At 47.8% G+C, this 24707-nt stretch carries 25 protein-coding genes; 17 read left to right on the top strand and 8 right to left on the bottom strand.

All coding sequences use genetic code 11. The features are described 5' to 3' along the window. Positions 1-184: 184 nt before the first annotated feature. The 8 genes from JK130_RS05610 to pseF all read right to left on the bottom strand — a co-directional run bounded on the left by JK130_RS05610 (position 185) and on the right by pseF (position 7908). Positions 185-931, bottom strand: coding sequence for a hypothetical protein (locus JK130_RS05610; RefSeq protein WP_218353243.1), 747 nt, complete (start codon positions 929-931; stop codon positions 185-187). Continuing rightward, complete coding sequence (locus JK130_RS05605) at positions 924-2399, bottom strand: glycosyltransferase family 25 protein (protein WP_218353241.1); 1476 nt, start codon at positions 2397-2399, stop codon at positions 924-926. Before JK130_RS05605 ends, JK130_RS05610 begins: the two co-directional genes overlap by 8 nt. Positions 2400-2505: 106 nt before the next feature. After that, entirely contained in the window at positions 2506-3162 is a 657-nt protein-coding gene (locus JK130_RS05600) for an HAD family hydrolase (protein WP_218353240.1), read from the bottom strand. Beyond that, on the bottom strand, positions 3159-4217 hold the full coding sequence (locus tag JK130_RS05595; RefSeq protein ID WP_218353239.1) for an ATP-grasp domain-containing protein: 1059 nt from the start codon (positions 4215-4217) through the stop codon (positions 3159-3161). Before JK130_RS05595 ends, JK130_RS05600 begins: the two co-directional genes overlap by 4 nt. Beyond that, positions 4211-5125 (bottom strand): LicD family protein, encoded by a 915-nt coding sequence (locus JK130_RS05590; protein ID WP_218353238.1) that lies wholly within the window; start codon positions 5123-5125, stop codon positions 4211-4213. The genes JK130_RS05595 and JK130_RS05590 overlap by 7 nt, the downstream gene beginning before the upstream one ends. A gap of 2 nt (positions 5126-5127) precedes the next feature. Further along, on the bottom strand, positions 5128-6177 hold the full coding sequence (gene pseI / locus JK130_RS05585) for a pseudaminic acid synthase (RefSeq protein WP_218353237.1): 1050 nt from the start codon (positions 6175-6177) through the stop codon (positions 5128-5130). A 1-nt stretch (position 6178) separates the two neighbouring features. After that, positions 6179-7210, bottom strand: a complete 1032-nt coding sequence (gene pseG, locus JK130_RS05580; protein ID WP_218353236.1) for a UDP-2,4-diacetamido-2,4,6-trideoxy-beta-L-altropyranose hydrolase — start codon at positions 7208-7210, stop codon at positions 6179-6181. Next, complete coding sequence (pseF, locus tag JK130_RS05575) at positions 7207-7908, bottom strand: pseudaminic acid cytidylyltransferase (RefSeq protein ID WP_218353235.1); 702 nt, start codon at positions 7906-7908, stop codon at positions 7207-7209. Before pseF ends, pseG begins: the two co-directional genes overlap by 4 nt. Positions 7909-8181: 273 nt before the next feature. On the opposite strand from pseF, the gene JK130_RS05570 reads away from it, so the two are divergent. The 17 genes from JK130_RS05570 to fliQ all read left to right on the top strand — a co-directional run bounded on the left by JK130_RS05570 (position 8182) and on the right by fliQ (position 24705). After that, positions 8182-8979 carry a flagellin N-terminal helical domain-containing protein gene (locus JK130_RS05570; RefSeq protein WP_218353234.1) on the top strand — a complete coding sequence of 266 codons (798 nt, stop codon included), beginning with the start codon at positions 8182-8184 and terminating at the stop codon, positions 8977-8979. A 149-nt stretch (positions 8980-9128) separates the two neighbouring features. Further along, positions 9129-10592 (top strand): sigma-54 dependent transcriptional regulator, encoded by a 1464-nt coding sequence (locus JK130_RS05565; RefSeq protein ID WP_218353233.1) that lies wholly within the window; start codon positions 9129-9131, stop codon positions 10590-10592. Between the two features lie 118 nt (positions 10593-10710). Then, positions 10711-11844, top strand: coding sequence for a sensor histidine kinase (locus tag JK130_RS05560; RefSeq protein ID WP_218353232.1), 1134 nt, complete (start codon positions 10711-10713; stop codon positions 11842-11844). Continuing rightward, positions 11841-13184, top strand: a complete 1344-nt coding sequence (locus JK130_RS05555; RefSeq protein ID WP_218353231.1) for a sigma-54-dependent transcriptional regulator — start codon at positions 11841-11843, stop codon at positions 13182-13184. Before JK130_RS05560 ends, JK130_RS05555 begins: the two co-directional genes overlap by 4 nt. 232 nt (positions 13185-13416) lie before the next feature. Next, positions 13417-13746, top strand: coding sequence for a flagellar hook-basal body complex protein FliE (gene fliE / locus JK130_RS05550; RefSeq protein WP_218353230.1), 330 nt, complete (start codon positions 13417-13419; stop codon positions 13744-13746). A gap of 16 nt (positions 13747-13762) precedes the next feature. After that, on the top strand, positions 13763-15460 hold the full coding sequence (gene fliF / locus JK130_RS05545) for a flagellar basal-body MS-ring/collar protein FliF (protein ID WP_218353227.1): 1698 nt from the start codon (positions 13763-13765) through the stop codon (positions 15458-15460). Positions 15461-15472: 12 nt separating this feature from the next. Beyond that, positions 15473-16513 (top strand): flagellar motor switch protein FliG, encoded by a 1041-nt coding sequence (gene fliG / locus JK130_RS05540; RefSeq protein ID WP_218353226.1) that lies wholly within the window; start codon positions 15473-15475, stop codon positions 16511-16513. 22 nt (positions 16514-16535) lie between these two features. Continuing rightward, a complete protein-coding gene (fliH, locus tag JK130_RS05535) occupies positions 16536-17309 on the top strand; it encodes a flagellar assembly protein FliH (protein WP_218353224.1) in 774 nt (257 codons plus the stop codon). Beyond that, positions 17302-18636 (top strand): flagellar protein export ATPase FliI, encoded by a 1335-nt coding sequence (gene fliI, locus JK130_RS05530; RefSeq protein ID WP_218353222.1) that lies wholly within the window; start codon positions 17302-17304, stop codon positions 18634-18636. Before fliH ends, fliI begins: the two co-directional genes overlap by 8 nt. 87 nt (positions 18637-18723) lie before the next feature. Next, entirely contained in the window at positions 18724-19170 is a 447-nt protein-coding gene (gene fliJ / locus JK130_RS05525; RefSeq protein WP_218353220.1) for a flagellar export protein FliJ, read from the top strand. Positions 19171-19331: 161 nt separating this feature from the next. Next, the gene (locus JK130_RS05520; RefSeq protein WP_218353218.1) at positions 19332-21113 is read left to right on the top strand and encodes a flagellar hook-length control protein FliK; all 1782 of its coding nucleotides are present in this window, start codon (positions 19332-19334) and stop codon (positions 21111-21113) included. Positions 21114-21187: 74 nt separating this feature from the next. After that, positions 21188-21718: a flagellar basal body-associated protein FliL gene (fliL, locus tag JK130_RS05515; protein WP_218353217.1), complete on the top strand. Its 531-nt coding sequence runs from the start codon at positions 21188-21190 to the stop codon at positions 21716-21718. A gap of 13 nt (positions 21719-21731) precedes the next feature. After that, positions 21732-22790, top strand: coding sequence for a flagellar motor switch protein FliM (fliM, locus tag JK130_RS05510; protein WP_218353216.1), 1059 nt, complete (start codon positions 21732-21734; stop codon positions 22788-22790). Positions 22791-22822: 32 nt separating this feature from the next. After that, positions 22823-23233 (top strand): flagellar motor switch protein FliN, encoded by a 411-nt coding sequence (gene fliN, locus JK130_RS05505; RefSeq protein ID WP_218353215.1) that lies wholly within the window; start codon positions 22823-22825, stop codon positions 23231-23233. Positions 23234-23261: 28 nt separating this feature from the next. Next, positions 23262-23678, top strand: a complete 417-nt coding sequence (gene fliO / locus JK130_RS05500) for a flagellar biosynthetic protein FliO (protein ID WP_218353214.1) — start codon at positions 23262-23264, stop codon at positions 23676-23678. Between the two features lie 19 nt (positions 23679-23697). Continuing rightward, a complete protein-coding gene (fliP, locus tag JK130_RS05495) occupies positions 23698-24426 on the top strand; it encodes a flagellar type III secretion system pore protein FliP (RefSeq protein ID WP_218353270.1) in 729 nt (242 codons plus the stop codon). Between the two features lie 9 nt (positions 24427-24435). Continuing rightward, positions 24436-24705, top strand: a complete 270-nt coding sequence (fliQ, locus tag JK130_RS05490; RefSeq protein WP_218353213.1) for a flagellar biosynthesis protein FliQ — start codon at positions 24436-24438, stop codon at positions 24703-24705. Positions 24706-24707: the final 2 nt, after the last annotated feature.

The following is a 24707-nucleotide window of genomic DNA, read 5'->3' as shown; positions in this document are numbered from 1 at the left end:
TTACGGTACTGGTGTACACCACGGTTTTATGCAGTTAAGCCGGGCCGGCTTCCGAGGCGCGACGCAGTTTAACGCATCGATGCATCTCGGAGACAAACCCACCGGCATTTCTTCTTAAAGATGCCATGAAGACATTCTGCGATGGATAAATTGTCGACAGTTTCATTTGTCGGTTACAAGGCAGTTAATATTCGGGTATACCGAATAATGAAGGTTCAAAAGTAATTTTATTTAAAGCTTTCAGACTTCGAATAAATATAGAAGTAGTAGATGGAAACGCGGCGCCAGGCACACTTCCAGAGAATCGTATTTGATAAAATCCTTGATTTATAAGGTATTCATAACCTTCTTTATAATCACTTCTATTCGAGTTATCGAAAATAATTATGCCATCCTCTTTTAAAAATTTCACAGCGAAAAGTGGACAAAGCCTTCTGCACATGCCATCTATTACGATCCAATCGTACTTTTCACCATGTGTAGTTATTTCCTTGGCATAATCAAGGTATTCGCTATCCAATAATCCTCTTCGTTCAATTTTTTGAGCATCGTAGGGAAATTGGATTCTGGGATTGGAGCTTTTATATGTAATTAATGTAGGGTCACTCTCAGTGTCAGTAGAACGTCCACGAAAGGCGACTTCATTGTGCCCCCTTAGGTTTTTGCTCACTTTAGTTGCCCATACCTCATCGTGTTCAACAGCGCGTACCTTAGCAACACGTTCCTGCCACCACAAAGTTGAATTGCCAGAGCCATACTCAAAAACGGTGTCAGATTTGCTGATCATACTATTCACAAATTCTATTGCAGGGTATGTCCACCAAGGCAGTGGGGCTCCAGAAGAATCTAACGGCTCATTGCCCTGTGCAGACCTTGTCCAGCCCAAGGGGTGAAGAGTTAGCCTTTCAAAGTGTTTTAAATGCTCAGTCATAATAAAATCCCCGATACCCAAATATCTCACATTGAAAGTTTAATTCTTTTAAAAGAGCAGGATTTATATTTGCGTAATCATTTTCTTTAATATTCATTTTAGCGTACCTGATACCTTTGTACTTTTTATTTTCATTTACATTCTTAGAAACCAGGTTATGTAGTTTGTGTTCAGAAGCTATGAAATCATCTTCTTTAAGTTGGTCGATTAGTAGGTGTTCCTGGTCTTCAACCCGATAGGTAATGTTTGGTTTCAATTGCAAACATAACGTGTTCCAAAAAATATAACTTACCACAGCTCGCTCTATGTGCGTGTCATATGAATCCATATCAATAGAAATTTTTTGTTTGATTACATTTTTTCTAAAATGATAAGACGCGGATGAATAAATGTTGTCTCGAATAATGCTAGGGATAGCTTGTCTAGGGTCACGAACGTGATGAATAATATATTTAAAGTGCTTAAATTCTTTTGATTGTGCACCTTCATTTTTTGCCCATGGAGCCTTTTTTTCTGATGCGAACATCCAAGAAACAATTCCATCAGGTTTCAATTCTTCGTGGCCTACATCTAATCTCAGCGCATTTAGTAGACTAGCGGTATAGCCTGAGCCACAACGTGGATGACCAATACCAAGGATGTTATAAACGCTCACATGCTTATTGTGAAACTGAATTTTTTTCTCAGTATCTTTAATTAACTGGTTATCTTGCTTATGGGCAGTCAGGTAGTCCAGGCGAACTTGCTTGGGGTGGATCAAAGAGTCTACTTCACCAGTGCTCCATGAAAGCTCATAAAATAGTGGCGGGAAACACGTAGCTGAGTTTGTCTCGTTTGCAACCTGATTATGTTGAAAAATATCGACGGTGGTATCGATATTTGTGGCCGCAGTTAGCAGTTTTGCGGCCATTTTTTTATTAATCGCGTGTGCGGGGTTCGCCATTCGGGAAAAGGTTTCAAGGCGAACTTCCGACTCAAGAGCATGCTCTTCACAAAGCGCCCATCCAAACCGTACCAGGTAGGCTGATTCATTAAGTAGCAGTGGCGAGGAGTCTAACAAACCTTTATTGAAAATATCTTGCGAACGACTTTCTGCGTTATCGGCCAATACAAGGTCGTCCTCAACCAACAGTGCATTAGACAAACTGCTTTTTGCTAACCAGGCCCATACCGCCTTATAACTTAGAAATGTGGCGACCTGGGCAGGAATCAGAACATTATTGCAGTCATCGTTTCCGCAGCTGAGTTTTTTGCATCTAAAGCACGGCGGAAACGTTGCTACCTTGCCTTCAGAATAACATGCAGCCACTTCCTCACTGCTCTTATCAACAGCATCGAAAAACATATAATTAGCGATACCGATTTGCTTGAACACGGCGCGCATTCGCGCTCTTCTTTCAAGACTATCGGCAAGTGATATGCAGATGACTTTATCAAACTGGTTAAAAAATCGGTGAATATTCTTCAAAATACAACTCTAAAAAATTGGGCAGTTTTTTATAATTAGGTTAACGGCGCAGGTTTAAAAATCTGAAGTCAGGTGGCCAGCAGTATTACCCAATATCCGGATCTTTCTACCGGCTGAATGCGCCTTTTAGTTGAAGTAATGAGTTGATGACGACCGAAGCATCAAAACCTTTTTTAGCCGGCACATCACGATGCACACCGGTTAGTACCCGTACCGTGTGCATACCCAGCTTGTTCAGATTAACAAAGTCTTTGGCTGGGTTATCGCCGATATAAACCATATCATGCCAGGCGCAATCTTCGGTTTGTTTGATAATTTCAAAGCAATGAATAGAGGGCTTGGCATGCCTTGTTCCAAACCGGTGAGTAATAAAAACGCGTTTAAATAGAGGTTCGATACCCAGCGCCTTTACTTTATTGTGTTGTACGATTTTATTGCCATCGGTCACCAGGTACAGCGGTTTTGGTAAACGGTGCAGTAGCTCTGAATGTGCCTCGGGCATATTAATATCTGGCTGATGCATACGGTAAACCGAAAGACAGCGCTTTATATTGGTCTTGCTATCTAGGTTAAATAACGCTAACCAGCGATTGAACACCGCCCCGCGGCCTTCGTTGTCAAGTATACCTATCATGGATTTCAGCGAATCTTGCTCGTTCAGCCCCCACTGCTGCTTAGCAAAACGGGCCACCGCTTTAAAGCCACTTTCAACATATTGGCGCTCATCGTATAGGGTGTCGTCTAAATCGAAGATATAAATCACAAATAACTATCCTGAGAATGACGGATCTGGGTAATGGGGGTAGGTAAAGGTGCAAAAGGAAGGAGTTGAATATCGTGGCCCAGGCTTTCGGCCAGACTCCAGTAAAAACTGTCTACACCGGCCTTAATACCTAGTGTAGATGCGCCGCCGAAACGCGCGTTACATTCGATAATATGTAAAACATCATGGGCATCTATAATGGCTTGCAACACAACCGGGCCACTCAGCTTTAAGCCTTCTAAAAAGCTGGCCACCACCGGGTCGAATTTTGGCAGACTCACGGTTTGTGTTACCTGTGACTCGCCGTGCCTGACTATCAGGCGGTAGCGATAGATATGACCTTTTAACTTGTGATGTTTATCAAGCCAGGCGTCAATGCTTATCTCGCTGCCTGCAATAAATAGCTGGTAGATAGGATGAGTTAACTTTTGAGCGTGTCTTGTTGCTTCGGCCTTTTTAACATTGAGCAACATGCTTCGACTGCCAGCGCCATACCGCTCTTTCACTACATAGCGGAGGGTGTCCAGTGATTGGTGGGTGTCCAATGACTGGTGGGTGTCCAATGACTGGTGGGTGTCCAATGACTGGTGGGTGTCCAATGACTGGTGGGTGTCCAGGGACTGGTGGGTGTCCAGTGACTGGTGGGCGTCCAACAAATCTATGGCTTCGCTTGCAGCAATAGTCGGGCCGTTGAGTTGCGCAAATTTTAATTTGTCTAAACATAAGTCAAGGGCGGCTGATGACGCACAGACTAGCTCAATGTGATGCTGCTTAAGCAATTCACGATTTGTTGCCCAAAACTGTAATTCGGCATCGCGACTGGGGATCACATGTGTAATATTTCGACTTTTTAGCCCTTCTACAATAAGCTGGATATTCGCGGCGCAAACAGCCGGCATACACCAAAAATCATCTGCGAAATACTGACTTATCGCCTCGTTGTCGCTGTCGCCAGCAATTACCTGTGCTTTGTCATCTAATCTCACCGCGGCCTGTTTAATTGCCTTTAACATCGGAATTTTGGCTGCGGCACTGGTCAGGAGTAGGGTTAACATGGTCGTGCAATTTCCTGTTTGGTAATAACAGGCTGAGCTTTATCCAAGGGCAAATCTGCACGACGACTGTGATATTCGGTAATACGAAAATCTTTTTGTGGTGTTTGCCAATTGCCGTACATAAACGTTAAAAAATCGTTGGCTTTAGACGGGATCCAGAATATTTTGCCCAAAAACTCTTTTTGCTCAAGCTGGGCAAAATGCTCTGCCGGAGCAAAAAACAGACCGGTAGACGATATCAATTCTGAATAGCCGCCCGACACTTCACGCAGTTGCAGGCTTAAATCAAAAGAAATCCAATCGCCGGCAACTTCGCAAGTAAATTCAATATTGATACAGCACGCACGCCCATTAACCTCTATTTTTACCAGCTGCCAGTGTAAACCAGACTGACTCGGTAAATACCGATATAGCTGGTCTGATACCAACAGCAGTCGGTTAAAATTGACTGGGTCGAGGGCTAAATCAATATCGTCGTCCCACGGAATTAATTGTTGGTCACGCACCGCACCCAAAAGGGTGCCAGAATCCAGACAGGCTACAATTCCATAGGTTTCAAGAAAGCTATGCAGTTGGTGCATCAAGGTATGAGCCAGCTTAAGAGTCGGGGGGTGCATAAAGGGGTGTGCTGCTTTTACCTGCTGTTTTGGCGGGATGTGAATTAATGCCGGGTCAATATTGAGCTCGTTCACCAGTTGGTGGCGAATAGCGTCTACCCACTGGCTGGTAATAATAAGAGCATCAAAATTCAGCTCAGATAAACGGGCGGGGGGAATCACCGGAACATCTAACAGCTGGGTGCCATGACGCCCGGTATCATTGTCGGCCACGGCCACAATATTGGCAGAAGGATTTTGCTCAATAAAGTATTGCCCGGCTTTACTTGCTCCAAATAACACCGTACGCATGGTTATATCAAATCCCAGCTCATGGCGGTGCCTTTGGTCACAGCCTGTTTTACCGGCTTACCCAGTAATAAGGGTAAATACTTTGGTGCCAGCCCTAAGCCTGGGCGCACAGACCGTAAGTTCGTTTCAGTAAGAATATCTCCGGCTTGCATGTCCTGCGCAATATACAATGAACGCCGGTGTACCTTTGAGGCCTGCTCTTTGGCAGTGGCACCATAGGTTACCCGACCTAAAGCAATGGCCGCACGCTCGGTTTCTTCTACCAGTAATTTTACTTCATGGGGCTCTAAAGAAAATTCGGCGTCTACTTCTCCGCCATTACGGTCAAGCACAAAATGTTTTTCGATAACCGTAGCACCTAACGCCACCGCCGCCACAGCTACGCCCACGCCGGGTGTATGATCAGACAATCCAACCTGACAATCAAACAGCTGAGACATATGCGCAATAGTGCGTAAATTTGCATCTACCGGACGAGCCGGATAATTACTGGTGCATTTTAATAAAATAAGATCTTCACAGCCGTTATTTTTAAGCACCTCAACCGCTTCGGCCAGCTCTGCCTGAGTTGCCATGCCGGTAGATACAATAACCGGCTTACCGGTTTTGGCTACCGCCGCCAAAAGCGCATGATCAATATTTTCGAAGGAAGCTATTTTGTAGCACGGCGGATTTAGTGTTTCTAAAAATGTTACTGCCGATAAGTCAAATGGGGTACTAAAGGCTAGCAGCCCCTTTTGTTGGGCATAATCAAACAGTTCGGCGTGCCACTCCCACGGTGTCATGGCTTCGCGATAAAGATTGTACAGCGAATTTCCTTCCCACAAACTATCGGGGTCATTAATAAAAAATTCGTTTTCATGCACATCAAGGGTAATGGTGTCGGGCGTATAGGTTTGAAACTTTACCGCATGTGCGCCTGCGCCAGCGGCTGCATCAATCAATGCTTTTGCCTTTTCCATCGACTGACCATGGTTACCCGACATCTCCGCTATAATAAACGGCGGATTGTCGGCGCCAATGGTGTAATGTCCAATGGTAATGTTTTTCATATTAACCTCTTAAATACGCACGAATTTGGTTTGCCACCCACGCAGCCCCGCCGGTACGCGGAACAACGTTTTGCGCCTGTACGGCCATAGCTTGCAGTTTGCTCGGCGAGCTTAGCAAACTTTCAATACTGTCAGAAAGCTGCAATGTCTCGGTTTCACGGGCATCGCCCAGCCACCAGCATGCTTTTTGATTTGCCAGTGCTTCGGTTGTGGCGCGCTGATTATCGGCAATGGTAATCACAATTCCCGGCAGCCCACTGATGCAGCGTTCCCAGTGAATGGTGCCCCCGCTGCTGACCATCAACGTGGCCTGTTGCATGAGCCTGGCCATATAGTCACACTGATGATGTAGGGTCATCTCAGGGTGGTTCGTTATTTGCTCTTGCAATTGTTTAAGCCAGGGATAACTGCCGCCCACTACAATATCGGTGCGTATCGGTAAATTCTTTAATTTTTGCAGTGCGGTAACGGTTTTACCGGTCATATTGAGCTCATCGGCGCCGCCAAAACAGACTAAAACCCGATTAGCCTGACGGGGCAGGGTACGCTGATAAAATTCGTCACGTAAAAGCGCGTAGCGGGGTCCAAGCAGCAGTTGGGTGGCGGGTGACACCCACTTTTGGTATCGGTGTTGCGTATTGGTGAATAAATTCTGATCCAGCAAAAAATCACAATGGTGGGGCCGGTTAGCAAGGTCGTCTATTACTAACGTTGCCTGACGATACTGGTGCAGCACCTTACAAAATGTTGAGCCTAATGCGTAATGATCTACCACTAATACTGAAAACGGCAACACATCGGCCAGCATGTTAAGTGTCGCCCGGGCATCCTGAGTTTCATCAATATCGTCAGTCGCTGTGATTAACCGACATTCAAACCCGGCTTCATAAACAACTTGCTGCAAGTGTCCTGGCAAATTCTGACACACAAACACACAGCGTTTTGGCTGTAAGGCTTTAGCCAAAGTTATACAGCGCATCACATGACCTGAACCGATATGGGTTGATGCATCAACCCTGAATACCGCACTCACGGCTGTACCTTTTGCTCAATCAGTTTATACAGCATCTCAGCGCGCTCCCAATCTTCGGGCGTGTCGATATCCTGAACCTGATAATCTGGCAGCACCAGCATGTGCGAATTAGCCCCAAAAATATGTTTTTGCGGGTCAAGCCAGGTTTTGTAGTGGGCCCAGTATAATTGTCCCGCATCATGAAATGCCGGGGGCAAATCTTGCGAGCGCTGAGTAATTCCAAAGGCATCAAATGGCACTACTCCGCCCTTATCTGTTTGCATAATAGCGCGTTGAATAGGAAACGAATAACGGGCTGCGGTAAATACATAGTCCCATGAACTTTGCTCAAGTTGGCGCAGCGCATCGCTCACCTGTTCAGACTGCAATAGCGGTGCGGTAGCATAAATACATGCGCAAGCGTCAAGCGGCCAACCCAATGCCAGTAGTTCGTTAATAGCATGACGTACCACAGGAGAGGTGCCGGTATAATCATCGGCGAGTTCGGGTGGGCGTAAAAATGGCACTTCAGCCCCGTAATCACGAGCGACCTGTGCAATGTCTTTGTCATCGGTCGATACAACCACTTTGTCTACCACACCGCTGGCTAAAGCCGTATCAATCGAATGAGCCAGCATAGGCTTACCACAAAAGAGCCGAATATTTTTACGCGGTATACGTTTGCTGCCACCCCGGGCCGGAATAATGACGATATTCATGCTTTTCCTTAATTTAAAACCCGGGCCATACAGACTGATAAAAGCTCCTTTGGTACTCAGGTATCAAAAAGACAATGTTTTAAAACTGGCTGACTGCTTTATTTTTGAATTACAAATGTGTAATAAAATCAGAGTATAACGCAATACTCTACCGGGAGGAAAACGAGTAAGTATGGGCGTCAGAGCATTTTTGGCGTTATCAACACACATACCCATAATAGTCTGCAAACTTAGACGGCTGTGCTAACATGTAATCAGTAAAAGGAGCATCTTATGATTAACTTCAATTCCGAAGGTCCGTCAAGTTTGTTGCAACAGGTACAGGACAAAAAAACTGACCTGATGGAAAAACTTGCCAGTGGCAAACAGGTAAACAACGCCTCAGACGGCGCTGCAGCGCAACAAATTATTGACCGGTTGACCTCGCAGGTTGAAGGCAGTCGTCAGGCGGTCAGCAATGCTTACGATGGTATTTCGCTGGCGCAGGTAGCAGAAGGCGGCCTGGCGAATATTAATGAAGATGTTAGTCGTATTCGTGAGCTTACCATGCAGGCAGGTAATGGTATTCTTACCGGCAGTGACCGCGAAGCCATTCAAGCAGAGATTTCAGCCTTGCAGGACAACATCAGTCTAACTGCAGAACAAACTAACTTTGCGGGCAAGCCATTATTGGGCGAGTCTAGTCAGGTGAGTTTTCAGGTAGGCGCCAATGCGGGGCAGAATATCGACGTTCAAACGAACGATGTGGTCCGTGAACTTAGTGAAGTTATGAGTATTGATGTTACTTCCGGGGACATTAATGATGCCCTGGAGGCTACCGATGCTGCGCTGCAAACTGTCGGCGGATATCGCTCTGATCTGGGTGCAACCCAAAATCAGCTGGCCAGCAGTGCGCGTAACATGACGCAGTCTGAGGTAAACACCGCAGCCGCACGTGGCCGTATTCAAGACCTTGACTATGCGCAGGCTGTCACGCAAAGTGTGACACAGGATGTATTGAGTCAGTCCAGTACTTCGGTACAAGCTCAGGCCAATCAGCAACAAGGGCAGGTTTTAGCTTTGTTAAGCTAAATACGTTCGGCATTTTTTAAAAGCAGGCTCGCCTGCTTTTTTTCTGAGCACAATTTAGCGATCAATAGTTGCGCCAGATTCGTTTACCGCTAAAATCATGCAAATGCGCTAAACTGTTAATAATAAGAACGCATCTTTTCGGGGAATTAATGAAGGATATTCTGCTCGTTAGCAATAACGGCGAACTGATTCATAAGCTAGAAACCATTGTTTCGTTTATCGGTGAACCCTATACCACTCGTGCGGCCAGCAGCAGCGCACAGTATTTAAAGGATAATCCGGTAGACGCAGTGTTGCTGGACTTTACCGCAGCCTCGGTTCAGGAGCTTATCCTGCAGTTTCCTCATATTCCTTTTGTGGCGTTGGTAAACGAAGAGGCCAACGTAGGTCCCGAGCGTAATTTAGTGGGCGTGGTTACCCTGCCCATGACGTATCCAGCGCTAACTCAGGCTATCCATCGTTGTCAGGAATACAGCCGCCGTCGCCCCGGCTCTGATAAACCATCGGGCGTGAAGACCCGTTTGTTCCGTTCTTTAGTAGGTAAAAGCGAAGAAATTCAGATGGTACGCCGGCTGGTAGAGCAGGTGGCACCTACCGATGCTACTGTATTGATTTTAGGTGAGTCGGGCACCGGCAAAGAAGTAATTGCACGTAATGTCCACTTTTTCTCTGACCGCAAAGACGGCCCCTTTATTCCGGTAAACTGCGGTGCTATTCCAGGCGAGCTACTGGAAAGCGAATTGTTTGGCCACGAAAAAGGCGCTTTTACCGGCGCAATCGGGGCCCGTAAAGGGCGCTTTGAACTGGCCGAAAATGGCACCTTGTTTTTGGATGAAATTGGCGATATGCCAATGCAAATGCAGGTAAAACTATTACGGGTTTTACAAGAGCGTACCTTCGAGCGTGTAGGTGGCAGTACCCCCATTCGCTGTAATGTTCGAATTGTTGCCGCTACCCACCGCAATCTTGAAACGATGATCACCGATAACAAGTTTCGCGAAGATTTGTATTACCGGCTTAATGTGTTTCCGGTCGACAGTCCGGCGTTGCGTGAACGTCGCGAAGACATTCCGTTGCTGTTGCAAGAACTGATCAGTCGCATCCAGGGCGATGGCGTTAATGCCGTTCGATTTACCGAAATGGCTATTGCGTCGCTTATGGAACATCAATGGGCAGGCAATGTGCGCGAGCTGTCTAATTTAGTCGAGCGTTTGAGTATTTTATACCCTGGACAAATTGTCGATATTCAGGAGCTTCCGCCTAAATACCAGTATGGCGATGTTCAAGCCTATCAGCCTGAATACCCTGAAGAGCTATTAGAGCGTGATGCTTTTAACGCTTTATTTGCCGAAACCGCTTCGCAGGACGAACCTTCGTCTGCAGAAACCCCGATGACGGATATGCCAGAGCAATCGCAATTGCCAATAGAAGGCGTAAATCTGAAAGAGTATTTGTCAGATCTTGAAATTAACCTTATTATCCAGGCGCTGGAACAGCAAGACTGGGTGGTGGCGCGCGCTGCAGATAAATTAGGAATGCGCCGTACCACCCTGGTTGAAAAAATGCGCAAGTACAATATTCAGCGCGAAGAAAACTGCTCGTCAGATAATTGACAATCCCTCAGTATTAAAAGTCAGCTTAACTAACTGAAAGTAAAGGTTTATTAAGTTGGCACGCCAAATGCTAGTTAAATAGTCATAAAAAACACGTCTGCTTTTTGACGAGGACGATATGACATACGACAGCACGCACTATAGCGCCAACTACGATCCATCGTACACCGCGTCACCCTCCCGGTATTATGATAGCTGCGAGCCAGAGCAGTCTGGCGAAGATCTGCAGGCATTGCGCCAGCAGGCTAATCGTCTTTCCCACTTATTGCAGGTAATGCCCGCAGGCGTCATTGTGCTTGATGGCAAAGGATTTGTGCGCCAGGCCAATGGTCAGGCTATGGATCTGTTGGGTGAACCTCTTGAAGGGCAGCTTTGGCGTACTATTATTGGTCGCTCGTTTAAACCGCGAGCTGATGATGGTCACGAAGTCTCTTTGATTGACGGTCGCCGGGTTAAACTGTCTATTACGCCTTTGCAAAACGAACCCGGACAGTTGATTGTGCTTACCGACTTGACCGAAACCCGGCAATTGCAGGCTCGGGTAAGCCATATGCAGCGTTTATCTGCTCTGGGCAAAATGGTCGCCTCATTAGCCCATCAAATTCGTACACCGCTGTCTGCCGCCATGCTTTATGCAGCAAACCTGACGCGTAGTGATGTGGATAAGGATTCGGGCATCAGCTTTGCTCATAAGCTTACAGACCGCTTACATGAATTAGAAAGCCAGGTGAATGACATGTTGTTGTTTGCTAAATCGGGCGAAGATCAGGTGGTGACCCGCCTTAGCCTTAGCGAGATAAAAATGGCTATTGCGCCCAATGCAGTCGGGCTTACCGACCCGCGACGCCAGCAGCTGGTGTTTGAAGGTTTTGACGCTCCCGCTCAGGTTATTGGTAACCAAAGCGCATTAAGTGGCGCGCTGTTAAATTTAATTCACAACGCCAGTCAGGTGAGCGCTCCGAATTCAAAGATAATAATTACGGCTAAAGTCGATAAAGCATCGGTACATCTTAGCGTAATTGATTCGGGCCCGGGCGTCCCCGAAACTGAAAAAGACCGAATTTTTGAGCCTTTCTTTACTACCAAAACGCACGGCACAGGATTAGGGCTCGCCGTAGTGAAATCGGTAGTTAATGCCCACAAAGGCCGACTAAGTGTCACTAACCTTACGCCGGCAGGCGCCTGCTTTAGCCTGATTTTACCTGTGGCTCAAGACAACGCCGCGGTTCATCAGCCAGGAGACAAAAAATGAGCCAAACCAGTATATTGATTGTCGAAGATGATGCCGGACTACGTGAAGCGCTGGTAGATACCCTGAATCTGGCAAAGTACCGGGTAATAGCGGCAGACAGCGCCGAAGAAGCCATAAGTTTTTTAGGTCAGTATTCAATTGACCTGGTGGTCAGCGACATTCAAATGGCGAAAATGAGCGGGCTGGTTTTGCTTAAGCATATAAAATCCCGGTTTCCGCAGTTGCCTGTTTTATTGATGACGGCATACGCCACCATCGACGATGCGGTACAAGCCATGCGCGATGGCGCTACCGATTATTTATCAAAGCCTTTCGCCCCTCAGGTTCTGCTTAACTTAGTTGAACGGTATGCTCCGGCTCAGCAAGTAGAGTCTTGTACACCGGTGGCCGCCGACCCCAGCAGTCTTGAGTTGCTGGCTCTTGCCGGCAAAGTCGCAAAATCTGAAGCGACTGTTATGGTGCTGGGCCCCAGCGGTTCTGGTAAAGAGGTGTTATCGCGCTATCTTCACGACCAGTCCAACCGCGCTGCTGCCCCCTTTGTGGCCATCAATTGTGCGGCGATACCTGAAAACATGCTTGAAGCGACCTTATTTGGCTATGAAAAGGGCGCGTTTACCGGCGCCCTGCAGGCCAGCCCGGGTAAGTTTGAGCAGGCTCAGGGCGGTACGTTGCTGCTTGACGAAATTACCGAAATGGATTTAGCTCTGCAGGCAAAACTGTTACGGGTGCTGCAGGAAAAAGAAGTCGAACGTTTAGGGGCACGAAAAACGGTGAAACTGGATGTTCGGGTGGTGGCCACCAGTAACCGCGACTTACGGGCCGCGGTAGATAACGGCGAGTTTCGCGAAGACCTTTATTACCGGCTCAATGTTTTCCCTATCACGTGGCAGGCGTTAGCAAACCGGCCCGGCGACATTGTACCGTTAGCCGAACACCTGATTGCCCGTCACGCTCAAAAGCAAGGTCAGGTTAATATTAAACTCAGTGCTGCTGCCCGTAATAAGCTTATTCAATACGACTGGCCGGGTAATGTCCGCGAACTTGATAATGTTATCCAGCGAGCGTTGATACTGCACAGTGGCGATACGATTGATGCCGGCGATCTTATGATTGACATGACCGCTACGCTAATGAGCCACAGCGCCAGCGTAGCTCCAGAAGAAGACAGCAGCCGCCTTGGCAGCGAGCTTCGCCAGCAAGAACATCAGATTATTTTAGATACACTGCAGGTATGCAATGGTAAGCGCAAAGAGGTCGCTGAAAAACTTGGTATTAGTCCACGCACCTTACGCTATAAATTAGCCAAAATGCGCGAAGATGGAATTGAGGTTCCTGCCTGACCTATTGCAGCAAAATTTTTTGAACCTACGAGACCGCCCGGTCTCGTAGTATTTTTGTACAATCCTTAATTTTCCTTTTCCACACACGCTCATCTTCTGTCATTTTTTTGGCTTATTGCTTCCAAGTCATTGAACTTAATAGTGAATAAAAGTTGGCTTAGCCTTTGCTTTAGCTTACCTATAGCAAAGAGTCAGACAAGCTTCTGACGGTTACCATTTTGGGAGAATAGCGATGGACATTAAAGCCGACAGTTTGTATCAGGAAATGCAAGCCATGATTGGCCAGGCACGCCTGCAAACCAGCGCCACACCCGAAATTCAGGCAAACCCCGGTGCAGCAGGTGAATTTTCTACCATGCTTAAAAGTGCCATTGAAGGGGTGAACGATATGCAGATGAATTCAAAATCGATGCAGCAATCTTTTGAAATGGGCGATCCTTCGTTAAGCATGGCTGACGTAATGCTGGCCAAAGAAAAAGCCGGTATTGCCTTTGAGGCCACCGTGCAGGTACGCAATAAAGTGCTCGATGCGTACAAACAAATCATGAATATGCCGGTTTAGGTAAGGAACAACAATCATGGCTGATACTGGAACCAATTTGACTGTGTCCGACCCCGAAGCCTTAAGCGGCGCACCAGAAACTGAAAGTAAATCGGGTTTTATGGATACCCTTGGTAGTGCCGATATGATGCGTCAGATGGCGCTGGTGGTAGTGCTGGTTATTTGTGTCGCCATTGCCGTGTTTATTATGATTTGGGCGCAGGAGCCTGATTACCGGCCCCTTGCCAAAATGCCCACCGAAGAGTTAATTGAAACACTGGACTATCTTGATGCCAATCAGATTGAATACAAACTGGAAGGCAATACCGTTTTTGTTCGTAATGATGAATTTCAAAATGTGCGGTTGGGAATGACCCGCCAGGGGCTGGTAAGCAATGAAGATGCTGGTTCTGATATTATTATGCAGGATATGGGCTTTGGTGTCAGTCAGCGGGTTGAGATGGAGCGGCTAAAGCACGCTCGTGAAAAACAGATTGCCGCAACTATTGAAGATATGTCCAGCGTACAAAAAGCCCGCGTTTTGTTAGCGATGCCCAAAGAAAATGTGTTTGCCCGGCGCGAGAAAAAAGCCAGTGCTACGGTAGTATTAACTGCCAAACGTGGACAGGTAATTGGCGGTGAAGAAGTAGACTCGGTGGTAGATATTGTCGCCTCAGCAGTGCAAGGCATGGAGCCTTCGAATGTTACTGTTACTGACAGCACGGGGCGGCTATTAAATTCCGGTTCGCAAGACTCTATGAGCTCGCGCGCCCGAAAAGAATATGAAATTGAAAGCAAGCGTGAACAACAGTATCTGCAAAAAATTGATGCGATTTTAATTCCGGTACTGGGAATTGGTAACTATACCGCGCAGGTTGACGTGTCGATGGACTTTACTGCCCGCGAGCAAACACAGCGTAGTTATAACCCGGATCTTCCTGCCATTCGCAGCGAAATGGTCACCGAGCACAATACGGTAGGTGCGGGTGCAGGTGGAATTCCTGGGGCTTTAAGCAACCAGCCACCCATGGAGTCATCGATACCAGAAGACGCTATCGGCACAAATTCTATGGCGCCGGTGCCAGGTAGCAACAGTAAAGAGTCTACCCGCAACTACGAATTAGACACCACCATCAGCCATACTAAAAAGCAAACAGGGGTAGTACGACGGTTAAGTGTATCGGTTGCGGTAGATTATATTTCTACTACAGCTGAAGATGGTACACAAACCAGTGTGCCGCGTAAGCAGGAACAAGTACTTAATATTCGTCGGTTATTGCAAGGGGGCTTGGGGTTTGATGTGACCCGCGGCGACTCATTAGAAGTGGTCAGCGTGCCATTTACCCGAGTCGATACCGGCGAGATTGAAGAAGCTCCAATATGGGAACAACCCAAGTTTTTACCCATCCTTAAGCTGGTGGTGGGTGGTTTGGTGATTATTGTGCTTATTATCTTTGTAGTACGGCCAATGCTTCGCAAACTAATGAACCCGGAAGCCACTAAAGAATCCGACGACTACGATGCTGATGAAGGGCTTGATTTGGGCGATGAAACCATCAGTATGCTGAATCAGGAATTTGATGAAGGCCAGGTAGGATTTGCCCCCGACGGGTCCCTTATGTTGCCAGATTTACACAAAGATGAAGACGTATTAAAAGCGGTTCGCGCCCTGGTGGCAAACGAGCCGGAACTGTCAGCCCAGGTCGTTAAGGGCTGGCTGTTGCAAGACGAATAGGAGCAGTAAACTATGGCTGAAGAAATAGCAAATACCGAGGAGCCCAGCTACGATGTGGGCAAACTTGAAGGGGTCGAAAAGGCGGCTATCTTACTGCTAAGTTTGTCAGAAGAAGACGCGGCTCAAATTTTAAAGCATCTGGAACCAAAGCAGGTTCAGAAGCTGGGCGGTGAGATGGCCAAAGTCGAAGACATGACACAGGCCAAAATTACTTCGGTGCACAAGCATTTTATTGATGAAATTCAAAACTACAGCACCATTGGTTTCCAAAGTCAGGACTTTGTCAAACGCGCATTAACCGCGGCCTTAGGCGAAGATAAAGCAGCAAACCTGATAGACCAGATTTTACTGGGCAATGGGGCCAAAGGTCTCGATTCATTAAAGTGGATGGACTCAAAGCAGGTTGCTTCGATTATTCGCAACGAGCATCCACAGATTCAAACCATCGTGTTGTCGTATCTTGAGCCTGAACAAAGCGCCGAAATTCTGGCGCAATTTCCTGAAAAGGTACGCCTTGATTTACTTATGCGTATTGCTAACCTTGAAGAAGTGCAACCCGCGGCGCTACAGGAGCTAAACGAGATTATGGAAAAACAATTTGCCGGACAAGCAGGCACTCAGGCTGCCAAAATGGGGGGCTTAAAATCTGCTGCGGATATTATGAATTATCTGGATACCTCAATTGAAGGCCAGTTGATGGACGCCATCCGCGAACAAGACGAAGAAATGAGTCAACAAATTCAGGATCTGATGTTTGTTTTTGACAACCTGGTCGATGTTGACGATAAAGGCATTCAGGCGATTCTTCGTGAAGTTCAGCAAGACGCATTGCTTAAAGCCATAAAAGGCGCCGACGAAGAATTGAAAGTCAAAATTACCCGCAATATGTCTAAGCGTGCGGCTGAAATGTTAACCGATGACCTGGAAGCAATGGGGCCGGTACGATTGTCTGAGGTAGAAACCGCACAAAAAGAAATTTTGTCGGTAGCCCGACGCTTAGCTGACTCTGGCGAAATTATGCTGGGCGGCGGCGGTGGTGAAGAGTTTTTATAACAAGTAAGCAGGAAACGCATTAATGTCTGACGATCAAAACGATAAGGCGCAGGATACCCGGCTTTGGGACTTACCGTTTATGGAGGATCCCAGACAGCGACAATCTGATGGCAGTACTAATGCTCTTAATCGGCGTAGCGATTGGGTTTACGAGCCGCCCGAGGAAGAAGAAGAAATAAAGCCGCCGACCCTGGAAGAAATTGAATCTATTCGCGAAGCTGCCCGCGAAGAAGGTTATAACGAAGGTCGACAGGCCGGATTTGAAGCAGGCAAAGCAGAAGGCTTTGAACAGGGCAACTCTGAGGGGCGCAGCGCTGGCCATGAAGAAGGCCACGCCGAGGGTCTGGCCCAGGGGCAGCAGCACATTGAAGAACAACAAACGCGGTGGGAAAGCCTGACGCAAACCCTGCATGACCCCCTTGAACAAGTTAATGCGCAAGCTCGTCAGGAGCTGGCAAAACTAGCCGTGGCGCTGGCACGTGCGGTGATACGCACTGAGGTCAACACTAACGATACGGTTATTATGCAGGCGCTTACCGAAGGCATTAAAGCCTTACCGCTTACCGAAAATCAGTACCAGATTCATATGCATCCAGACGATATTGCTATGCTGCGCGAGCAGCTGGGTAGCGAAGCAATAAGTGAAAAAGGCTGGCAACTGATTGAGGCCCCTGCCATGTCACGGGGCGGCTGCGATATTGTTACCAGCCAAAATGCAGTCGATGTGTCGGTTGAGCGGCGGTGCCGGGATACCTTAGACAAATTTTTGCTACAGCAAGGGCTAAGTGGTGAGTGATGAGTTTATCCGGTACTTTAGTCAGCTAAGTCAGCAGGTTGTGCAGCCTCCTGTGGTCGCTGCTGGTAAGCTGGTTCGCGGTATCGGACTTACCCTTGAGGCGGTAGGTTGCCAGTTGCCGGTGGGCAGCCAGTGTATGGTACAAACCATTGAAGGCGAAATTGAAGCTGAAGTCGTCGGCTTTGCCGATGATATTACCTATCTGATGCCAACCGAAGCGGTGCGAGGTATTGTGCCTGGCTCAAGAGTGATGCCGCTAAACCGCCAAAGTGGTTTGCCGGTAGGGCCGGGCTTATTAGGACGCGTGCTTGATGGTAATGGACAGCCACTTGACGGGTTGGGCGCCGTAGTCGCCGAAAGCCGGGCGGCGACCACCAAAGCGCCAATGAACCCCCTGATTCGTATGCCAATAAAACAGCCTATGGATGTGGGAGTTCGTGCTATTAATGCCTTGAATACAGTCGGGGTAGGTCAGCGAATGGGGCTTTTTGCCGGCAGTGGTGTAGGTAAAAGTGTATTGTTAGGCATGATGACCCGGGGCAGTGAAGCCGACGTGGTGGTGGTAGGCCTGGTAGGTGAGCGGGGCCGCGAGGTAAAAGAATTTATCCATGATATTTTAACCGACGAAGAGCGCGCCCGGGCGGTAATTATCGCCGCACCTGCCGACACCTCACCATTGATGCGGCTAAAGGCATGTGAAACCGCGGTCACGGTGGCTGAGTATTTTCGCGACCAGGGCAAAAATGTATTGTTGCTGGTTGACTCGTTAACCCGATACGCTATGGCTCAGCGCGAAATTGCACTGGCGGTAGGCGAGCCCCCGGCCACTAAAGGATATCCGCCGTCGGTGTTTGCACGACTGCCCGCCCTGGTAGAGCGAGCAGGAAATGGCGCCAAAGGCCAGGGCTCTATTACTGCGTTTTATACGGTGCTGACCGAAGGCGATGATTTGCAAGATCCGATTGCTGATGCGGCGCGCGCCATTTTAGATGGCCACGTGGTGCTCTCGCGTAAACTGGCCGATGCCGGTCATTATCCAGCCATTGATATCGAGGCCTCCATCAGTCGGGTTATGCCGATGGTGGTATCTGAAGAGCATTTACTACAGGCGCGCCGCGTACGTCAGGTTTATTCGACCTATAAACAAAATCAGGATTTGATTGCTATTGGTGCTTACGCCCGGGGCTCTGATCCACGTATCGATTTGGCCATTCGCGCCGAGCCCGCCATCAATGCATTTTTACAACAGGGCATGACACAGGTATTGTCTTTTGAGGAATGCCATCAAGCTATGCAGGCATTGGCTACAGGGCTGGGCCCTGCTTAACAAAGCGGCTGAAAAATGGTGAAAAAACTAGTGAAAAATGGGTTTAGTGCATTGTTTTTGAACGGTCAAATACATAAAGGTTAGCGCATGAGCCAGCTGCAAACAGTTATAAAAGTAGAACGCGATCGTGAAGACAAGGCGGCCCGCGCATTGCAAATGGCTGAAGGCAATGTACAGCAGCAAAAACAAAAGCTGAGCAGCCTGCAACAGTACCGGCTTGATTATGTTCGCCAGATTCAGCAGTCGGGCAAGCAGGGCGGGGTCGATGCCCGGAATTATCATCAGCATCTGCAGTTTGTCGGCAAACTCGACAAAGCCATACAACAGCAAATGAATATTATTTCGCAAGCCAGGATGGTGGTAGACCAGCGTCGCCGGCAGTGGCTAGAACAACAAACGCGTCGAAAAGCCGTCGATATGCTGATAGAAAAAAAGCAAGCCGAGGCAGCCATTACCGCCAACCGTCGTGAGCAAAGTATGTTGGACGAATTCGCTAATCAACGTTTTTTACGTGCAAAAACAAGTCGCTGGTAACGGCTTACCAATATTGAAAACGACTTTTTAAAATATTGGAACGCGACTTGCTCTTACTCATCACATAACACCATATTCATGACGCTTATTGCTTAGAAGCTCGGCCTGTAGGGCCGATTTAAGTAAAAAAAGCCACTATTGTCGCTAAGAGGACCCCGGTTATGATGCAACAGGTTGCCCCCAAACGCCAGAATGTTGCCGCCCTGCCCATTGAGATTGAGCGCGCCCCTGCAGTATCGGGCGTTGATACAGGCTTTAATAAGGCGATGCAACAAGCTTCCGAGGCAAAAAAGACCCCGGCTCGCGGCGATATCGACTCGGCTGCTGCAAATAATGCGACCGTGGCGGGCAAACAGACTGACAGCATGCGCGATCGCAACTCTTCAGACACCGTGGATTCATCGAATTCTGAAAATCCTACCGAAACATCCGGTCAACAAACAGCAGATAAGAGCTCACAGCCTGAAAGCGAGCAAGTGACAAAATCTGCCGCGCCCGAAGATATAGCCGGCAAACAAGCCGATACAGAAGAAACCGACTGGCTGGCGTATGTAGATAATATTCGAAATCTGGATAATCGTGAGGGCAAAAGGGGTGAGCTTGACGTTAATGCAACTGTCCAGCCGATAGCCTCTGAAAAAGATACCTTGCGTCTAATGTCGGATGAGCTTGCCGGACAAAATCACCAGCTTATATTTGAGGCTGGCGATAGCGCCCCTAAAGCCGGTGATGAACAAAAAGTGACGCCGATTCCGGTGATGGTGGGCACGTTGGCAAAAGACATGATTAAACAACTTGGGGCAGGCGATGATGGCGAGGCCGGTGAAGACCTGGCCTCTTCTGAAGATATTGAAGCTTTGTCAGCGGCTATTATTGAGGCATTAAATGCGGAAGCTCAAAATAGTCATAGCGACAATGACGATGCCTCTGAGACACCGGACTTCTTGTCTGAACTGGCGCGCTTTCAGCAGGCACAAAATAATCAATCAAAAGATACCGGGTTGCTTTCAGGTTTAATTACTACCGAGCTAAACCACGCGGCTGCTGATGCTGGCCAGTTATCAGATACTGTCGATACCGGACTAATCGAGCAGCTCAGCCAGCTGTCGGTACAAGGTCAGCAGCAAATGGTTCAGGCTATAAGCGAACGGATTACCGAGCTGGCGCCCGCGCAAACCAGTGAAGCCAATAAAGCTCAGCTAAATGCTGCGGTTATCGCCGGCGTTAAAGAAATGCAAGAGCAGGTAGCGCAAGGGCACCAGCCAGGTTTTAGTGTTGGCGATATAGCGGCCCAGGCAATGAGCGAAAGCGGTATTGAAGTAACGCCGCTGTTGCAACAAAACATTGAACAGCAGGTTAAGCAGCTATCGAACATCGCTTTAGGGGCAAGTTCAGTCGCGCAGGCGGCCACTGCGGTAAACTCGCCGACGGCAATAGCCTCAGTCGATACGCTGATTACCGAAAATACGCAACTACGCAGTGAAGCAAGTTCGGGGGCAAAACTGGCAGAAGGACTGGACAGCGCGGTTAATATCCAGCAGCCTGACGGACAAAAACAGTTGGCGGAAAAAGTACGCTGGATGGTTAACAGCCGCAATATGATGGCCGAAATTCGCCTTGATCCTCCTGAAATGGGTAGCATGCAGGTGCGTGTTAATGTACAGGGTGATGCTGCAGCGGTCAGTTTTGTGGTGCAGTCGGTTCAAACCCGGGACATGCTGAACGAAGCTGAACCCCGCTTGCGAGAAATGCTTGCCGAACAAGGCATTGAGCTGGGTGAGTCTTCGGTTGAACAACACCACGAGTCAGGCGAAAATGATCAGGGTGGGGGCCAAAGCGCAGGACATGGCAATAGCGATGAAACAATGGATGATGACAGCACCACTGTGTCACAACAATCGTTATCGCGCCGGGCACAAGGTGGCGTTGATGACTATGCTTAATACATCTATCGCCCTGTTGCGCTTTTTGTAACAAATACGATAATACACGTACCCAACCAGAAAGAGAAAAAACCTTGGCTGATGAAGAGTTACAAATAGAAGAGCCCCAGAAAAAGAGCAAGCTCCCCCTGATAATTATTATCGCGGTGGTGCTGATTGCCGGGGGCGCCGCCGCCTGGTTCTTTTTATTTTCAGGCCCAGACGAACCGCTAGCACCCGAGCAAACCGCAACAGGCGGCTCGCCTGAGCAGGCAGCCTCACCAGCGCCCTCATCGGCCAGTGTAGGTACGGCGCTGTACGTGGCTATGCCCAGGCCTTTTGTTTTTAATGTGCCTGGCGCCGGGCGTGATCGCCTGGTGCAAATTAAAGCACAATTAATGGTGCGTGGCAGCGATAACGAAGAAACCGCGAAAATGCACATTCCCTTAATTGAAGGAACCTTACTCCAGGTCTTTAGCGCCAGTACTGCCGACGAACTGGTTACCGAGGCAGGTAAAGTTGCCTTGCGTGAGCAGGCGGCCAGTGAAGTACAAAAAGTGATGCAGGAAATGACCGGCGAGCAAGTTGTCGATCGGGTTCTGTTCACTGGCTTTGTAATGCAATAAACAGGATGACACTGTGAGCGATTTATTATCTCAAGATGAAATTGATGCCCTGTTACACGGCGTTGATGATGTAGAAGAAGAGGAAGTCAGCAGCGAACCGACTGACACTTCTGCGCTCGAATATGATTTTTCCTCGCAGGATCGAATTGTTCGTGGGCGTATGCCGACGCTGGAAATTGTGAATGAACGCTTTGCGCGACATTTACGGGTGAGCTTATTCAATATGATGCGCCGCTCAGCTGAAGTGTCAATTAATGGCATTCAAATGATTAAGTTCGGCGAATATATTCATACTTTATTCGTGCCCACCAGTTTGAATATGGTGCGTTTCAGACCACTAAAGGGTACTGGCCTGATTACCATGGAAGCCCGTCTGGTGTTTATTTTGGTGGATAACTTTTTTGGCGGTGATGGCCGTTATCATGCCAAAATTGAAGGTCGCGAATTTACCCCCACCGAGCGCCGTATTATTCAAATGCTGCTCAAGATTATTTTTGAAGATTACAAAGAAGCCTGGGCGCCGGTGATGGATGTCTCGTTTGAGTATCTTGATTCTGAAGTAAACCCGGCCATGGCCAACATAGTAAGCCCCACCGAAGTGGTAGTGATCAGCTCTTTTCATATTGAACTGGATGGTGGCGGCGGCGATTTTCATGTGTCGCTACCGTATTCGATGCTGGAGCCTATTCGCGAACTATTAGATGCGGGCGTGCAAAGCGACAAAGAAGACACCGATTTACGCTGGAGCAAAGCGCTGCGCGATGAAATTATGGATGTAAAAGTAAATTTATCTACGCACATGCTGGATGTAGATGTGAGTCTTCAGGACATTATGGAATTTAAAGCAGGCGATATAATACCGGTAGAAATGCCCGAGCATATTACGGTGTTAATTGAAGAACTGCCTACCTTCAGAGCTAAGTTAGGGCGTTCGCGTGACAACCTGGCGCTGAAAATAACCGATAAAATTGCACGGCCCACTTCAGTGAAGTCGGAGCTACAGTTATTAACCCGCGGTGGCCGCGTTATCGACAATGACGCTGAACTGCAAATTCTTGAAGAAGATCTGTAATACAGACTTTTTGGATGACATGAGGCATTCTTATGAGTGAACAAGACGGATTGGATGATTGGGCTGCGGCCATGGCTGAACAAGCCGAATCAGAGTCAGAAGACGGCGAACAATCGCAGGATAACGTACAAGCCGCAGAGCTGGACGAATTTACTGACGATGCGCCTATCAGCGCTGACGAAAAACGCAAGCTGGATACCATTTTAGATATACCTGTGACTATTTCAATGGAAGTAGGGCGCAGCCAAATCAGCATTAGAAATCTGTTACAACTGAACCAGGGTTCAGTGGTGGAGCTTGATCGTGTAGCCGGCGAACCATTAGACGTACTTGTCAATGGAACGCTAATTGCGCATGGTGAGGTAGTAGTGGTTAACGACAAATTTGGTATTCGACTCACCGATGTTATCAGTCAAATCGAGAGAATTAAAAAGCTTAGATAAATTCGCTTTTGTATCATGGGGTTGCATATTGCTGCCCCTGTTATTTTGCTTCCCGGCGTACGCCCAGTCTACGCAGTCTATAACTAATCCCGGCTCGGTGTTGTCTATATTCCTGTCGCTGTTGTTGGTGGTGGCGGTTATTTTTGCCCTAGCTTATGTCATGCGTCGATTTAATGTCACCCATGTCGGACAAGGACAGATGAAAGTGGTGGCCAGTATGGTAGCTGGAGCCAAAGAGCGGGTAATGGTTATTCAGGTGGGCAATGAGCAACATCTTATCGGTGTAACCAGCCATACCATTTCACACCTGAGTAAACTTGAAGAGCACCTGGCGGTAAAAGAAAATAACTTTGGCGCTGGTGGTCAGTTTAAAGATAAATTGGTGCAGGCCATGGCAGGTAAAATAAACCCGGCGATAAAAAAGGACCCCTCGGATGATAACTAAAGGACGACTGCTACTGCTGATGCTTGTTGCCGGTATGTTCAGTATGCCAGTATTTGCCCAACAGGGGATTTCTGCGGTCACTGTGTCAACGAATCCGGACGGAACCCAGGATTATTCAATGACGCTACAGGCGTTGTTTATCATGACCGCGCTCAGCCTGATTCCGGCTTTTATCATGATGATGACGTCGTTCACCCGTATTATTGTGGTGTTATCAATATTACGACAAGCTATAGGATTGCAGCAATCGCCTTCTAATCAGATCCTGATTGGGGTAAGTTTATTTTTATCGATGTTTATTATGGCGCCGGTATTTGAACAGGTGAACGAACGTGCGTTACAGCCGTACCTGGATGAACAGATGACCAGTATGGAAGCCTTTGAACAGGCCAAAGAGCCCATGCGCGCATTTATGTTATCGCAAACCCGGGTTAAAGACTTAGATACGTTTGTTCGTATTGCCGGTGATGAAGACAAATACGACGAACCTTCGCAAGTTCCGCTGACTATTTTAATTCCTTCTTTTGTGACCAGCGAACTTAAAACCGCGTTTCAAATTGGCTTTATGCTGTTTATTCCATTTTTGATTATTGATTTAGTGGTGGCTTCTATTTTAATGGCCATGGGTATGATGATGTTGTCACCCATGATTGTCTCATTGCCGTTTAAATTAATGCTGTTTGTGCTGGTAGACGGTTGGAATCTTATTTTTGGTACCCTGGCCACCAGTTTTGGTATGGGCGTTTAGGAGTACGTTATGTCCCCTGAAGTCTTTGTTGAAATATTAAGAGAGTCGCTGTTTCTGGTTATTTTGCTGGTATCTGCGGTTATTGTGCCCAGCATGATAGTGGGCTTGATTGTGGCTGTGTTTCAGGCGGCAACGTCTATCAACGAGCAAACCATGAGCTTTTTGCCACGTTTAATTGTGACCCTGCTGGCATTAAGCTGGGGCGGTAACTGGCTGGTTTCACAATTGATGGATTTCACCTTTCATATGGTTGAGCGTATACCCCAGGTCATAGGCTAATC

Origin of the sequence: Alteromonas lipotrueiana (assembly GCF_019249245.1) — a bacterium.
Taxonomy (GTDB): Bacteria; Pseudomonadota; Gammaproteobacteria; order Enterobacterales; family Alteromonadaceae; genus Alteromonas; species Alteromonas lipotrueiana.
Note: the sequence above shows the minus strand (reverse complement) of the source record. Positions and strands in the feature narration are given on the sequence as shown.